Here is a 15,230-nt window from a genome sequence, read left to right on the forward strand (position 1 = left end):
GAACTTGACCTTCGACAAGCCAAGAATCCCCCACCAGACAGGCACTTCCGTGCGTTACGCGCCGAACACAACCCCAACCACGTGAAATCCCGAGGCTAGCTGCCCGGACCGGCGAGGCGCAGCATCGCCGAAGCCGCCGGCTCCATGCCACCCCGCCACCCACAGGGCCTGCTCACCCAGGTCCGCCCGGCCCTGGAGCGCGCAGGCCGGTACTGCCGCCCGACCGGTCCGCTGCGACGGTGCTGTGCCGGCCGCGCACGGAGCGTTCTCTGAGTGCGGTGTATCAGTGGGCGCCTTGATGCGGCTCTCGAAGGGTGGTGAGGACTCGAGACGGAGGGTGGCGCGGATGACGGTGCATGGGGATGTCGGTGGCGACACGGCGGCAAACCGGACTGTGGAGGTGCTGGCAATCGGGGCCGGGCCGTCGAACCTCGGGTTGGCGGTGGCGTTGGAGGAGTTGGCGCCGGAGATCGCGGCCAGCACCTTGGTGATCGATCGGAATGCGTCGATCGAGTGGCAGCCGGGGATGTTGATGCCGTGGGCCACCAGCCAGGTGTCGTTCCTGAAGGATCTGGTGACGCAGCGGGATCCGTGCAGCAGGTTCTCGTTTCTGAATCACTTGTTCGAGACCGGGCGCCTGGACGAGTTCGTCAACATGAGCACGTTCACGCCGTACCGCGTGGAGTTCGCCGCGTACCTGCGCTGGGTCGCCGACTCGCTGACCAAGGTGCGGATCCAGCTGTCGTGTGAGTGCCGGGCGATCCGGCCGCGACGCGACGAGAACAACCAGGTCACGGGGTGGATCACGACGCTGGCGGACGGTACGACGATCACCAGCCGCTATCTGGTGTACGGCGGAAGTCGCGAGCCCAATGTCCCGCCCGAATTCGCCGAACTCCCCGCGGAACGCGTCGTCCACAGCACCCAGTTCCGGCACCGCGTGGCCGAACTGTCGGGCGAACTGCCGTATCGCGTGGCTGTCGTCGGGAGCTCGCAAAGCGCAGCCGAGATGTTCCGGGCGTTGCGGGACGAACTGCGGGACAGTGACATCACCTGGCTGATGCGGTCGATCGGGCTGAGCTCGGACCAGTCCAGCAAGTTCACCAACGAGATGTACCACCCGGGTTTCGTCGACGAGTTCTATGCGGCGAAGCCGGAAGCGCGGGCGCAGATCCTCAGCGAGCTGTACCGGACGAACTACTCGGTCGTCACGCCGCCGATGCTCGAGCACCTGTACGCCGACCTGTACCTGGACCGCTTCGAGGACCGGACCGACCGGCGGCTGATCACGATGGTCGACATCACGGCGGCACACATGGACGACGACGAGGTCGTGCTGGAGCTGACCGATCGGCGAACCGGTGCGATCACCGAGCTGCGCCGGGATCTGGTGTTCCTCGGCACCGGGTTCGACACCCGGATGCCGCGGCTCGTGCGTGATCTGGCGCGCGACCTCGAGCTGGCGAGCATCGACGTCACGCGGCAGTACCGCCTCGACCTGGGACGCGACAGCGAAGCGGCCTGCTACCTGCAGGGCGTCAACGAGGAGACGCACGGCATCTCCGACACGCTGCTGAGCGTCCTGGCCCAACGGTCGGAGGAAATCTGCCGGGACATCGTCGCCCATCGCGAACGCACCCCGGCGGCTGTATCAGCGAACGCGCCGGCCGGGCTCTAACGGGTGGGAACAGCCCCAGCCCGCGAGGAGAACCGGATGACAACACTCGAACTGGATCGTCCGCCCGGCGTCGCAGCGGCCCGGGACCGGACGTTCGCAGGTCTGCGTGCGGCGATGCCGCCCGGCATCATGGGCGAGGCGCTGCGGTGCAGCGGACAACTGCTGGCCGAGCTGCCGCACCGGCCGGAGCTCGAGCGGAACCTGGTCCTGGTCGCGTTCGGCGGCGGCAAGGACAGCGCGTACATGCTCGCGTTCGTGCGGGCGATGCAGCTGATCCTGGACCGGGTGCACGGCCGCACCTTCCGGATGCGGGTGGCGACCAACCGGCATCCGGGGATGCCGCGGGCGGTGATGGAGAACATCGACCGCGAGTACCACGCGCTCGGGCTGTACGACGACCCGGACTGCGAACTGCTGCTCGTGGACGGTGACGAAATCAGCGAGTTCGACGTCGCCTCGCCGCAGCGCGAGCACGTCATTCGGCGCAACCGGATCGACATTCTGATGACCGGCCACCGCACGTTCGCCGACGGCCGGCCGACGTTCTGCAACTCCTGCAACCTCAGTGTCTTCAATGCGTTCGGACTCGCCGCGTCGTACGGCGAGGGCGCCGACGTACTGATCACCGGCGACTCGCCGCAGGAGCAGCACCAATACACGTTCTGGGTCGGCCGCCTCGCCAGACGGCTGCGCACCCAAGGCACGCCACAACCCACACCGGACAAGAGGAACAGCAACGGCTTCGGCCGCATCCTCGGGCAGCTCGACGACATCTCGCAGGCGTACTTCGCCGACATCCACGGCGCGGACCCCGCGGCGATCACCGAGCGCCGGGTGAACAGCGCCGTACCGGATCGGCTGAAGTTCTTCACGGTGTACGGCGAGACGGCGTACCGGGCGGGTGATCACTTCGACCTGCTGACCGGGTTCCTCGGGTTCCAGTTCGACGATCTCGCGTTCAGTTTCACCGAGTCCGACTGTGCGAACCCGGCGCTGATGGCGCATCTGCGGGGGCTCAAGGCGGAGCACGTGTTCGACCGGTCGTACGACGAGGGCCTGACGGAGTATGTCTCGTTCGCGCTCAACCTGATGCGCAAGAAGGACATCCCGGAGGAACTCGTCGAGATGATGCGCGTCCGGTACGCGAGCGCGGACGCCCCGCTCCGGATGCGGCAGGCCGCCGACGAGTACGCACTGAAGACCTTCGGGCTCACCGACGAACAGCTCGTCTGCATGACGTACTCCCCTTTCGTCGGCCAAGGCGAAGGGCTCGACCGGTTCTTCGAGCGCGAGCATCCACACCTCACGGCGCGGCTCGCCGACATCCACGCGCTCCTCGCCGGCACACGAAACGACGCTGAGCTCGAGAGCGAGCTGGAGCGGATCAGCGGACTCACCCCGAGCCAGCTCCGGGTGCTCTACAGCCGGCCCGCTCACAGCAAATCAGCGCAAAGCAAGGAAACAACCCCGGTGATCGACCTGATTCTCGCCGGCGATCCGCACAAGGCGGTCATCGAGACCCGGCATTCCAAGGACGGTCCGGACACCTTCGAACAGATTTCGGGACGGTAGCCATGGTCGTACACATCTCCAGGCTGGATCGCGACAACCTGCTGCACGAGTACGGCGTGGACACGCAACGCCTGCAGCCGTGGGCGATCCTGAACGCGCCCTTCGAACTCAGCTACGCGGTCTGCCGGGCCGGGACCGTGTCGAAGCTGCACACGCATCACGAGCAGGAGATCTTCGTCGCGGTGTCCGGCGAGTGCGTCGTGGAGTGCGGCGGCGAGCGGCAGCCGTTCCGCGCGGGCGACGTCACCTACTTCACGCCCGGGCAGCTGCACCGCGTGCACAACCTCACCGACGAGGACTTCGTGTTCTGCAGCATCTGGTGGGACCCGGAGATGTCCCACCGTTTCCTGGCCGAGTACGCCGGTTCGGAGACCGAGCGACTCGCCACCGAGGCCGCCGCCAAGGCCGACCAGAATGCCCAGGCCGCCGAGGCCGTCGAAACCGCCGAGCGAGTAGGAGCCACGCGATGACCCGACTGCTGCCGTCCGACGACGACCGTCCCGTCCTGGTCCTCGGACCGAACCCGACGCCGAACGGCGGGATGCACCTCGGCCACATCGCGGGCCCGTACCTGGCCGGCGACGTCTATGCCCGGTACCAGCGGGCCCGCGGCCGCAAGGTCATCTTCACGTCCGAGACCGACGACAGCCAGACGTACGTCGTGGCGTCCGCGGGCCGCGAAGGCATCACCCCCGAGGAGCTGTGCAAACGCTCGACCGCGCTGATCCAGGAGGCGCTGAGCGCGATCGGCATCTCGATCGACGGGTTCGGACCGTTCGACCAGACGTACCGCGCGACCGTGCTGCAGTACTTCGGGGCGCTGCACGCGGCCGGGGTGTTCCGGCTGAAGACCGTCCGGCTGCCCTACCTGGAACGCACCGGCGAGTTCATGGTCGAGGGACTGATCGAGGGCGACTGCCCGGTCTGCCTGACGACCAGCCGCGGCGGACTGTGCGAGACGTGCTGCCACCCGAACAACTTCGACCAGCTGATCGATCCGCACTCGACGATCAACCCGGACGACAAGCTCACGTACCGCGAGGCCACCATCATGGTGCTGCCGCTCGAGGAGTACCGCGAGCAGCTGACCGAGTACCACGACCGGCTGGCCGAGCATCGCCGTCCGCACATCCGGCAGATGCTCGCCGAGCTGCTGTCCCGCCCGTTGCAGGACATCCCGATCACCTTCCCGCTGAAGTGGGGTATCGACCCGCAGTTCCCGGAGGTCCCGGGGCAGGTCCTGAACGCGTGGCTCGAACTGATCCCGGCCGGCATGTTCACCACGTCGTACGCCGCCGCGAAACTCGGCCGGGACACGGTGCCGGGCGAACTGTGGCGCCGGTCGGAGAACCTCCGCATCGTGCACTTCCTGGGCTTCGACAACGCGTACTACTTCTGCCTGCCGCACATCGCGATGCTGATGGCGCACGGCGACAAGTACGTGTGGCCGGAGTCGATCATCAACAACGAGTTCTACGAGCTGGAGAGCTCGAAGTTCTCCACCAGCAAAGGCCATGTGCTGACGCCGCAGGAGCTGCTGGAGGAGGTGCCGCGCGACGTTGCCCGGTTGTACCTCGCGCTCACCGCCCCGGAGTACCAGCGGTCCACCTTCAGCCGGACGGGTCTGGACAAGATGGCCGAGGAACGTCTCGTCGGTCCGTGGAACCAGCTGGCCGGCATCCTCGCCAAGGCGGTGGCGAACGCCGGTGGCGACGCCAAGCTCCCGGTCTCGGCCGGCGGACGGCAGCGGGTGCAGTTGATGCTCGACCGGTTCGACCTCGGGTACGAGATGCCGACGTTCAACCTGAACCGTTCGGCCGACACCGTGCTGATCCAGATCGACCGGTTGCGACGGCTGGCGGTCAAGCTCGACGGCACCTCGCCGGAGGACGAGCCCGAGGCGTGGGGTGACCTGTTCTGCCAGGTGAAGGCCCTGCTCGCGCTGGCCTCGCCGCTGCTGATCGATCTGGTCGACGCGGCCCGCGGCGCCGGTGTCTTCGACGAGCTGCCGGAGGCCGGACCGCTGGTCGCCGGAGCCTTCGACCTGACCGAGGTCACCGCGTTCGCACCTCCGCTGCTCGCTGCTGCCGGGTGATGCCCGATGCGCATCGCCGTGGTCGGGAGTGGTGTGATCGGCCTGCTCACTGCTGTCGAATGCGTTCGCGCGACCGGAGTGAGCCAGGTCGATCTCGTCGATGCCGGTCCGATCCCGTCACCGACGGCCACTTCCCACGACCGGCTCCGGGTGGTTCGGGCTCTGCATCGCGGTGAGCCCGCGCTGACCTTCGCGGCCGCGGGCGCGCACACCGGATGGCTGGAGGTCGAGAGCCTGGTCGGCTCCCGCTTCTACCACCCGGTTGGCGCGCTCACGGCGATGCCGCAGCAAGACCTTTCCGCCGCCCTCACCCTGCTCACGGCAATCGGCGCGCGGGCCTGGGCTCTGTCCCCGACCGAGCTCGCCGCGCGCTATCCGAAGATCCGCTTCCCAGAAGGCTCCGGCGCCGTACTCGAAGCCACCGCCGGCGTTGTCCTCGCCGATCAGGCACTCGCCGCAGTGGCTCACTGGTTGGGGACGCGGCCACAGGTCCGACTGCATCCGCACCGCCGAGTCGTTGACGTCACCAACGAAGGCGTTCATTTCGACGACGGCACCAGCTTGTCCGCGGACCGAGTCGTCGTAGCAGCCGGTCCGTGGTCGCGGGCATTGGTTCCGCCGACAATCGCCGACGAGTTGACGCTGTGGCGCCAGAGCTTGCTGTCCTACCGCCCGGACGGATGGGCCGGCCTGCCCGCGGTGCTGGGGCTCGGACCGGCGAAGGACGCGTGGATGATGCCGAAACCGGCGCACTCCGACGCGCCACTGCGACTCAGCGCAGCCAGTGCCTGCCGACCGGTCGACGAAATGACCGACCGCACCACACCGGCCCGTTGGCGCGAGCACCTCGAGAGATTGTTCGCCGAGGTACTACCGGACTTCGATCCGGCCGCGGTGATCGGTTGCGTCGACGGCTACTACCTGGCCGACCGGACGAACGACGGCCCGTTGCTGCTGTCGAACGGTGCCGTCTGGACGTATGCGGCGTGCGGCGGCATGTCCTTCAAGTTCGCTCCGCAGATCGCCCGCACGATCGCCGACCACGCCCTCGGCAGGACGCCGCGGCCAAGCGGCATCGCAGCGATCGACACGCCACGCATCATCAGCGGCACGGCCCCCGTGCGGGCCGGTAAGGAGTAGAGATCCGTGAAGCTGCTCGCACTCGAGGCCGTTCAGAACGGCCGCTACTACCAGTCCCGCTACCACCAGATCGAGGAGTTCGGCGGCACGCTGTTCGTGCTCAACGGGCTCGGTGAGCCGGACTACTGGCCGGCCGATCGCTACCGGGTCGCCGGCTCCCGGCACATCGACGACATCATCGCTGCCGCCCGCGAGTGGCACGCACAGGAGCAGTTCCACGGTGTTCTCACCTTCTCCGAGTCCGGCGTACTGACCGTGGCCGCAGTGGCAGCGGCGCTCGGCCTGCCCGGTGTCGGTCTGGAAGCGGCGCGGATCAGCCGGAACAAACTGCTGATGCGGGAAGCGCAGCAGCGTGGCGGCGCGCCGACACCGCGTTTCCGGCTCGCCAACGACCTGCCGAGCGCTCTGCAAACGGCCGACGAGTTCGGCTACCCGGTCATCCTGAAACCGACGTTGGGTGCCGCGAGCAACTTCGTGTTCAAGGTCGACACCCCCGACGAGCTGCGGACCCGCTTTGCGCAGGCAGTCGCGGGAATGGAAGGCATGTCCTGGTGGCGGATGGAGGCCGAGGGCCTGGATCCCGGGCCGTACGGGCTGCTGGTCGAATCCTTCCTCGACGGCCGCGAGATGCAGATCGAGGCGCTCGCCTGGGACGACGAGGTGTACCTCGGCTCGATCGTCGACCGGATCACGATCGAGGGCAACACGTTCGACGACGACGCGCACCGCGCACCCACCACCCTCGACGCGGACCAGCTCGCCAAAGTTCACCAAGTGGTGACAGCCGCCGCGCATGCTCAGGGACTACGGCGCAGCGTGATGCACGCCGAAGTCCGCTTCCACCGCGGCGTACCGCATCTGCTCGAGATCGCGGTCCGGCCGGGCGGCGGGGGTCTCGACTACTTCGCGCGGCTCAGCACCGGGTACTGCCCGATTCGCGCGACCATGGCCGTCGCGGCCGGCATCAAGCCCGAGGTCCAGCACTACAAGCCGACCGGGGTGCACCTGGCCGGCACCTGCCTGATCAGCGGACCAGGCCGGATCGAGCAGATCACCGTGCCGTCCGCGGTGGCCGAGTCCGACCGGGTGTTCTTCCTCAAGATCACCGCGCAACCCGGTGACCTGATCAAGCGGCCGCCGGACGGCAACAACATCCTCGGCTTCCTCTGCACCAGCGGCGCGACGTTCGACGAGGCGATCCGGACGGCGTACGAGTTCGCCGGGCAGATCGACGTCCGGCTGACCGCGCCGCACGCACTTCCCACGACACCGCCGGCTCCCCGGCTGACGGCCTGATCCCACTGACGAGAGGTGACCTGGATGTCCACTGTGCTGACCGAGCAACCCTCCGACCAGCCGTCCGAGGGCGGGCGGCCGATCAAGGGCGGCACCGTCACCTGGGCCTGCAACCCGGGCTTCCCACCGGCTGCCATCTTCCCGTTCACCCCGCGGGAACGGATCGGCATCCGCAACCTGTACGAGTTCCAGGTGCTGATGTACCGCCCGCTCTACTGGCTCGGGTACGAGGGCCGCCCGGAGGTGAACCCGGACCTCAGCCTGGCGTACCCGCCGGAGTGGAGCGACGACGGGCTGAGCGTCACGGTCACGCTGAAGCCCTGGGAGTGGTCGAACGGCGAGCCGATCTGCGCCGACAACGTGATGTTCTGGGTCAACATGATGGCCGTGAAGGGCGATCGGCTCGGCTACTACGTCCCGGGCTACTTCCCGGACAACCTCGCGTCGTACGAGAAGGTTGCCGAGGACAAGGTCCGGTTCACGTTCGACGACGTGTACTCCAAGACCTGGGTCGAGATGAACCAGCTGTCGTTGATCACGCCGATGCCGAAGGCCTGGGACCGTACGGCGGACGGCCCGGCGCGGGCGTCGTACGACACCGCCGACATCCCGGCCGTCTACGACTACCTGGTCTCGGAGAACGGCGAGTGGACGATCGAGGCGAACCACTTCCGCGGCGGCTGGGCCGGCAGCCCGGTCTGGAGTGTCGTGAACGGCCCGTGGCGGCTGAAGAGCTACACGCTCGACGGCGTCGTCACCTTCGTCCCGAACGAGAAGTACTCCGGCCCGAACAAGCCGCACCTCGACCAGTTCCGTCAGGTGCAGAACGACACCGACGAGCTGATGTACGAGCGGTTGCTGGCCGGGCCGGACACGCCGGACGGGATCCAGATCGGGTACCTGCCGCCCGGGATGGACCTCGACGACGACGAACTCGCGGACAAGTACCGGCTGGTCGCGCAGGACCTGTTCGTGGTGCGCTACATGCCGTTCAACTTCGACAACGACAGCACCGCGGCGGCGATCTACAAGCACGCGTACGTCCGGCAGGCGCTGCAGATGTGCCTGGACCAGGACCGCGCGATCCAGGAGATCTACCACGGCAACGCGTACCGCATGGACGGCCCGATCCCGCCGTCGCCGGCGAACCCGTACGTCTCGCCGAAGCAGCGGGACAACCCGATGCCGTTCGATCCCGACGCGGCCCGCAAGCTGCTCGAGGCACACGGCTGGGACACCAGCACCTTGCCGGCCGGATGCGTTCAACCTGGTGAGGTCGACGGCTGCTCCGGCGAGGGCGTCGAGATCGGCGACCGGCTGTCATTCACGATCCGGTACGTCGAAGGCAAGGTCGCGCTGACCCGGCTGCTCGAGATGTTCAGGGATGACGCCGCGAAGGCCGGGATCGAGCTGAAGCTGGAGCCGGTGTACGGCTCGGTGATGGTCGCCGAGGACCACAGCCCGAACGTCGCGAGCAAGCGGCTGTGGGAGATCAACACCTGGAACGGCGGCTGGTCCTACTACGGGCACCTCACCGGCGAGATGATCTTCCGCACCGGCGGCGGCAGCAACTTCGGCGACTACAGCGACCCGAAGGCCGACGAGCTGATCGACCGAACCGTGCACAGCGACGACCCGCAGGCGCTCTACGACTACCAGGACTACCTCGCCGAGCAGGTCCCGGCGATCTGGTCGCCGGGCTTCCCGAACCGGATGTTCGAGGTCGCGAAGAACCTGCGCGGCGTCGAGCCGATCAACCCGTACGGCCTGATCACGCCCGAGGACTGGTACTACGTCGAGGAGTAAAGCCCGCAACGAAAAACACTGCCCCAGCCGCGACGGCTGGGGCAGTGTCCTTTCAGGGGAGGTCACCGCGGCGGGATCGTCGCCGCCGGCAGGTGGTGCATGCCGCGCAGCAGCGTGCTCGGCTCCCACTCCAGGAACGTCGGGTCGGCCGTCAGCCGCAGGTCCGGGAACCGCTCCAGCAATCGCGTCAGCGCGATGTTGGTCTGCATCTTCGCCAGCGGCTGACCGATGCAGAAGTGCGGCCCGTGACCGAAGCCGAGCACACCCTTCGGCCGGCGGTCCAGGTCGAGCTTGTTCGCGTCCGGGTACTGCTCGTCGTCGCGATGCGCCGACAGGATCGACAACGCGAGGATGTTGTCCTTCGGGATGACGGTGTCGCCGATCTGGATGTCCTCGGCGGTGAACCGGAACGTCGCCACGCCGACGCCGCCGTCGTACCGCATCAGCTCGTCGATCGCGTGCCCCATGATCGACATGTCCGAGCGCAGCCGGGCCATCGCGTCGGGGTGCGTGAGCAGGCTCAGGATCGCGTTCGACAACGTGTGCTGCGAGGTGATGTGGCCGGCCACGGTGTAGAGGAAGATCATCGCGACCAGTTCGTCGTCGGTCAGCCGGTCGCCCTCGGGCGAACCCTCGATCATCGCGCTGACCATGTCCTCGGCCGGGTTCTTGCGCTTCATTTCGATGATCCGCCGGCCGTACGCGATCACGTTCTCGGAGGCCTTCTCGACGACCTCGGCCGGGTGTCCGGCGCCGACCAGTTCGACCGCCCACTGCTGGAACTGTTCACGGTCCTCGAACGGGATGCCGAGCACGTCGCAGATGATCACGATCGGCAGCGGCTGCGCGAACTCGCCGACCAGGTCGACGTCGTCGCGGCCCTCGAGCTTGCTCAGGTAGTCGTCGACCAGCTGCTCGATCCGCGGCCGGAACGCCTCCATCCGGCGCAGCGTGAACGCCTTGCTGACCAGCGACCGCAGCCGGGTGTGCCGCGGCGGGTCGCTGTTCAGCATGTGCTGCGACAGCTCGTCGTCGAACCCGACGTCGGGCTTCTCGTCCTCCACGTAGGTGCCGGTGTGCCGGGCGAACATCTCGTTCATCCGGCGGCCGTCCTTGCTCACCCGCGGGTCCTGGAGCAGCAGCCGGACGTCGGCGTACCGGGTGACGAGCCAGACGTCGGCCCCGTGCGGGAAGATCACGTGGTGCACGCGGCCGGCCTTGCGGTACGGCTCGAGGATCTCGTACGGCCTCTGCATGAAGTCGTCCGGGATCCGCGGGAGGGCCTCCGTCAGTTCGGTTGTCATAGGTCAGATCCTCCTGGCTTCAAGGCATGTCGACAGGGGCGCACGTGCGCTCCGCTACGCGTCGCCGTCATTCATCAGAGGCAATCGGGGCAATGCTCTGATACGCCTTGTTTTCTTGCCTTTGGGGACTGTCGATCCGGGCTCGCGAGCGGTAGCGTTCAGCACCGACTGCCTGATGCCCAGAGGGGTGGAGCAACTGATGAGCGAAGAAGTCGACCGCGATCCGGATTCGGCCGCGCAGCCAGGTGCAGGACTCGGTGCCATCGCGACCTGGCGCCAGACGTCGATCACGTCGAAGGCGTTGCTGTTCGGCGTCTTCGTCAACCGGCTCGGCGCGTTCCTGCAGATCTTCCTGGTGCTGTTCATGACGCACAAGGGCTTCACGGCCGGCCAGGCCGGATTCGCCCTCGGTGTGTACGGCGCCGGCCACGTGCTCGGGTCGTTCGTCGGCGGCTGGCTGACCGACCGGCTGAGTGCCCGGGCCGCGACGCTGATCAGCATGCTCGGATCGGCCGCGCTGATCGTCTCCATCCTGTACATCAACGTCTACTGGGTGATCCTGCTGGCGGTGCTCACGGTCAGCACGGTGAGCCAACTGAACCGGCCGGCCGCGCAGGCGATGCTCGCCGAGCTCACCAAGCCCGGCCAGCTCGTGATGACGATGGCGATGTACCGGCTGGCCATCAACCTCGGTACGGCGGTCACCCCGATCGTCGGTGTCGCGCTGGTGTCGATCTCGTACGACCTGCTGTTCTGGGCGGAGGCCTTCGCCGCGGTGATCTACAGCGCGATCGCCTGGCGGTTCCTGCCCGGCAAGGCGGCGCCCGAAGAGGCAGCTGAGGCGAAGCCCGCCGAACCCAAGCAGGGCTACCGCGCGGTGCTCGCCGACTGGCGGTACGACTTCTACCTGGCCGCGGTGTTCCTGGTGACGATCGTGTACTGCCAGTACATCGCGGTGCTGCCGCTGGCAATCGTGAACGAGGGACACAGCCTGTGGTGGTACAGCCTGGTCGTCTCCGCCAACGCGATCGTCGTGGCCGTGTTCGAGGTGCCGGCGACGAAGTACGTGCAGACATGGCCGCTGCGGCTGACCGCGATCGCCGGGTTCGGCCTGGTCGCCGTCGGGTACGGCATCTACGCGATCGCGCTGATTCCGGTGCTGCTCATTGTCGGCACGCTGATCTGGACGATGTCGGAGATCATCGGCGCACCGACCACGTTCGCGTACCCGGGCATGGTCGCGCCGCCGCACCTGCGTGGCCGCTACTCCGGCGCGATGCTGAGCGTCTTCGGCCTCGGTAACGCGGTCGGTCCCGCGGTCGGCGTTTGGCTGTGGGAGCACGTCGGCCAGACGTTCTGGTTGTGGGCCGCCGGCGTCGCCGTGCTGTCCGCGGTCTGCGCCCGGATCGGGATGCGCCGCCCCGAAGAGCAGCCGGCCGAAACCCCTGCGGCACAGGACACCGCGAGCCCTGAAGCAGCGACCTGACATCCGGTACAACCGAACGGCGCGGTGCCCAACTCGGGCGCCGCGCCGTTGCTTTGTTCCGGTTGTCAGCCCCTGCGGACCGGCAGTGCCTTGCCCGGCTCGGCGTCGGAGTCCTCCGGCAGCACGTGGAAGCAGCAGCCCGCGGACGCCCCGGCGAACAACCGGATCACCTCGAGGTCGGACTCGACCGTCGCGGCGCGGGTGAACACACCGCCGTACCCGTTGACTACGGTGAACACGCCCCAGTTGACGATCCACGGCACCGGGTCACCACCACCGGGCATCGGGAACAGCTCGGGCACCGGACGGATCCGGCGCTGGACGATCCACGGCTCGTCCAGGGCTTCGCGGACCCGCTCCTCCCACAGCTCCGCGCTGGTGTCCTCCCGCCAGCCGAGCAGCACACCCTCACCGCTGTGCCGGGACGTCGGCTTCAGCACCAGGTCCTCCTGGTGGCTGAGTACGTAGTCGAGCAGCTCGACCCGGCTGCCGTCCTCCAACGTCACCGGTCCGGTCCGCACCATCCGCGTCCAGGGCAGGATCCGGTCCAGGCTGGTCAGCGTCTCGGAGTCGAAGTACTGCCGGTTCTCCTCGTCGGACAGCATCGCCAGCGCGGCCTTGCTGGCGAACATCTCGGAGTCCATCGGCGTGAAGATCTTGACCTCACCGCGCGCGGCGGCGTCCAGGATCGGATCCATCAGCGCGTGGGCGTCCGGGTCCTCGAGCAGGTCCTGCAGCATGAACAGCCGCTGGATGATGTCGATCTTCAGGTCACCCAGATACACACCGCCGTCGCGGACCTCCAGCTGGCCGATGTGGCCGACGTGGGCATCGACGCCCATCTCGTGCAGCCTGGTTGCGAAGTGGTGCATGTACGGCTCGAGCGTCTCGAAGCTGCTCGGCCAGTCGATGGTCGCGAGCACCGGGCGCGAGCCGTACTCGAAACCGCACTCGACGAACATGTTGTTGACCTGCTCGCGCATCGTGTCCACGTACGCGAGCCGATGGGTCTGCGCGAACTCCGCCAGCACCGGCTGGTCCAGCAGTGCCCGTGCCATGTCGGACTGGTCGATGCCGCCGAGCGCGCTGCCCATGTTGAACTCGAGCAGCTTGAACCCGGACTCGTCCATGTACAGGTCGGCCCGGCTCTGCTTCGTCACGGTTGTTCCGCGACTGCGCAGTACGGCGGACACCTGGACGTCGGTGAGTCCGACAGCGCGGCCGAACGCGGCCAGGTCGCCGCCGTACAGCTTGTCGGGCAGGCTGGTCAGCGCGGCGTGCATGGTCAGGATGTCGTTCGCGAGCTGCGCGCATTCCTCGGCACCGAGGAACACCGGCCGCGGCAGGTACCGCCCGCCGTAGAAGGACTGCAGGCCGACGGATTCGGGTTGGGTGCTGACGAGTTCGGCGGCGGAGATCCCGCGTCGCTTGATCTCGTCCAGGTACTGTGCGGTGAGTTCAGCTCGGCTCAAGCCGGTCTGCATGATCGGGACCTCCGGGGGTTCGACGCGGGAATCAGAGCGCTCCTGCTCGGTCAGAGGCCGCCGACGGCGTGCGGAAATACATCGCGGTCCGGTGGTATCTGAGCGCCGCACCGGCACGCTCTTGTCGGCATGAACCTGATCTCCGACGCCGGCCCTGTTACCAGCACCGCCGGCCGCCCGCAGCCCGTCGTGACCCGGCGCAGCACCCACCGCCGCTACCTGATGTGCCCGCCGACCTACTTCGACGTGACCTACTCGATCAACCCGTGGATGAATCCGGCCAAGCCGACCGACCAGCCGATCGCGGCGGCTCAGTGGCAACGGATCCACGATCAACTGGTGTCCCTCGGCCACACGGTCGACCTGATCCCGCCGGTCCCGGGGCTGCCGGACATGGTGTTCGCGGCGAACGGCGCCACGGTGTGGGGCGACCGTGCGCTGGTGGCCCGTTTTCGGCACGAGGAGCGGGATGCCGAGTCGGCGTCGTACCTCGAATGGTTCGCGAGCCGCGGTCTGCAAGTACGCCAGGCGGAGACCGCGAACGAAGGTGAAGGCGACTACCTGACCGCCGGGCGCTGGTTGCTGGCCGGCAGCGGGTTCCGTACCGACCGGCGCGCGCACCTGGAGAGCGAGCAGTACTTCGACCGCCCGGTGATCGGGCTGACGCTCGTCGACGACCGGTACTACCACCTCGACACCGCGCTGGCCGTACTCGACGAGGACACGGTGATGTACTACCCGGGCGCGTTCACCGCCGGCAGTCAGGCGATCCTGCGCGAACTCTTCCCGTCCGCGATCATCGCGACCGCCGACGACGCCGCGGTGTTCGGCCTGAACGCCGTCTCCGACGGCCGCCACGTGGTGATGCCCGCCGGCGCGACACACCTGATGGCGAAGCTCCGGGAAGCCGGCTTCGAACCGATCGGCATGGACGTCTCCGAACTGCTGCGGGCCGGCGGCGGCGTGAAGTGCTGCACCTTGGAACTCCACGATTCGGCAGGTGGCTGATGATCAACTACGACGGCAAGCGGTTCTCTCCCGCGGACCACCACGAGGACGGTGAGCCGACGATCGCGGCGTACCGGCAGCGTGGCGACCTGCTCTGGGCGGACTTCACCGGCGGCCGGGTACGGCGGGGCGCGCTGACCGGAGTGTGCCGCCCGGACGACACGCTGGAGTTCAGCTACACGATGGTGCTGGCCGACGGCGTCCTCGTGGTCGGCCACTGCGAAAGCACACCGGAGCTGCTGCCCGACGGCCGGATCCGCTTGCACGAAAGGTGGCAGCGGTACCGGCCGACCGCCGAGACCGGTGTGTCATTGCTGGAAGAGCTCGGCCCGCCCTGATCACCACCGCTGATCGGCGCGAT

The 15,230-nt window shown here is 67.7% G+C and carries 12 protein-coding genes; 10 read left to right on the forward strand and 2 right to left on the reverse strand.

The annotated features are described in order from the left end of the window. Positions 1 to 346: 346 nt before the first annotated feature. From AB0B82_RS28190 to AB0B82_RS28220, 7 genes are read left to right on the forward strand one after another with little or no spacing between them, the layout of a single operon-like run. The gene (locus AB0B82_RS28190; RefSeq protein ID WP_360174917.1) at positions 347 to 1,678 is read left to right on the forward strand and encodes a SidA/IucD/PvdA family monooxygenase; all 1,332 of its coding nucleotides are present in this window, start codon (positions 347 to 349) and stop codon (positions 1,676 to 1,678) included. Positions 1,679 to 1,714: 36 nt separating this feature from the next. Then, positions 1,715 to 3,250: a PqqD family protein gene (locus tag AB0B82_RS28195; protein WP_360174920.1), complete on the forward strand. Its 1,536-nt coding sequence runs from the start codon at positions 1,715 to 1,717 to the stop codon at positions 3,248 to 3,250. A 2-nt stretch (positions 3,251 to 3,252) separates the two neighbouring features. Further along, positions 3,253 to 3,720: a cupin domain-containing protein gene (locus AB0B82_RS28200; RefSeq protein ID WP_360174923.1), complete on the forward strand. Its 468-nt coding sequence runs from the start codon at positions 3,253 to 3,255 to the stop codon at positions 3,718 to 3,720. Then, a complete protein-coding gene (locus tag AB0B82_RS28205) occupies positions 3,717 to 5,345 on the forward strand; it encodes a class I tRNA ligase family protein (protein ID WP_360174925.1) in 1,629 nt (542 codons plus the stop codon). The genes AB0B82_RS28200 and AB0B82_RS28205 overlap by 4 nt, the downstream gene beginning before the upstream one ends. A 6-nt stretch (positions 5,346 to 5,351) precedes the next feature. After that, complete coding sequence (locus AB0B82_RS28210; protein ID WP_360174928.1) at positions 5,352 to 6,485, forward strand: FAD-dependent oxidoreductase; 1,134 nt, start codon at positions 5,352 to 5,354, stop codon at positions 6,483 to 6,485. Positions 6,486 to 6,491: 6 nt separating this feature from the next. Continuing rightward, positions 6,492 to 7,781 (forward strand): ATP-grasp domain-containing protein, encoded by a 1,290-nt coding sequence (locus tag AB0B82_RS28215; RefSeq protein ID WP_360174930.1) that lies wholly within the window; start codon positions 6,492 to 6,494, stop codon positions 7,779 to 7,781. A gap of 24 nt (positions 7,782 to 7,805) precedes the next feature. Beyond that, complete coding sequence (locus AB0B82_RS28220) at positions 7,806 to 9,587, forward strand: ABC transporter substrate-binding protein (protein WP_360174933.1); 1,782 nt, start codon at positions 7,806 to 7,808, stop codon at positions 9,585 to 9,587. A gap of 62 nt (positions 9,588 to 9,649) precedes the next feature. Here AB0B82_RS28220 and AB0B82_RS28225 read toward each other — a convergent pair whose 3' ends face one another. Then, positions 9,650 to 10,891, reverse strand: coding sequence for a cytochrome P450 (locus AB0B82_RS28225; RefSeq protein WP_360174936.1), 1,242 nt, complete (start codon positions 10,889 to 10,891; stop codon positions 9,650 to 9,652). 199 nt (positions 10,892 to 11,090) lie between these two features. Between AB0B82_RS28225 and AB0B82_RS28230 the strand changes: the two genes are divergently transcribed. Beyond that, entirely contained in the window at positions 11,091 to 12,377 is a 1,287-nt protein-coding gene (locus AB0B82_RS28230) for an MFS transporter (RefSeq protein ID WP_360174939.1), read from the forward strand. Between the two features lie 65 nt (positions 12,378 to 12,442). Here AB0B82_RS28230 and AB0B82_RS28235 read toward each other — a convergent pair whose 3' ends face one another. Continuing rightward, positions 12,443 to 13,861: a hypothetical protein gene (locus tag AB0B82_RS28235; protein WP_360174942.1), complete on the reverse strand. Its 1,419-nt coding sequence runs from the start codon at positions 13,859 to 13,861 to the stop codon at positions 12,443 to 12,445. Between the two features lie 129 nt (positions 13,862 to 13,990). Between AB0B82_RS28235 and ddaH the strand changes: the two genes are divergently transcribed. After that, entirely contained in the window at positions 13,991 to 14,869 is an 879-nt protein-coding gene (gene ddaH, locus AB0B82_RS28240) for a dimethylargininase (RefSeq protein ID WP_360174945.1), read from the forward strand. Further along, entirely contained in the window at positions 14,869 to 15,207 is a 339-nt protein-coding gene (locus AB0B82_RS28245) for a hypothetical protein (RefSeq protein WP_360174948.1), read from the forward strand. The genes ddaH and AB0B82_RS28245 overlap by 1 nt, the downstream gene beginning before the upstream one ends. Positions 15,208 to 15,230: the final 23 nt, after the last annotated feature.

Source organism: Kribbella sp. NPDC048915 (genome assembly GCF_040649595.1).
GTDB lineage: Bacteria > Actinomycetota > Actinomycetes > Propionibacteriales > Kribbellaceae > Kribbella.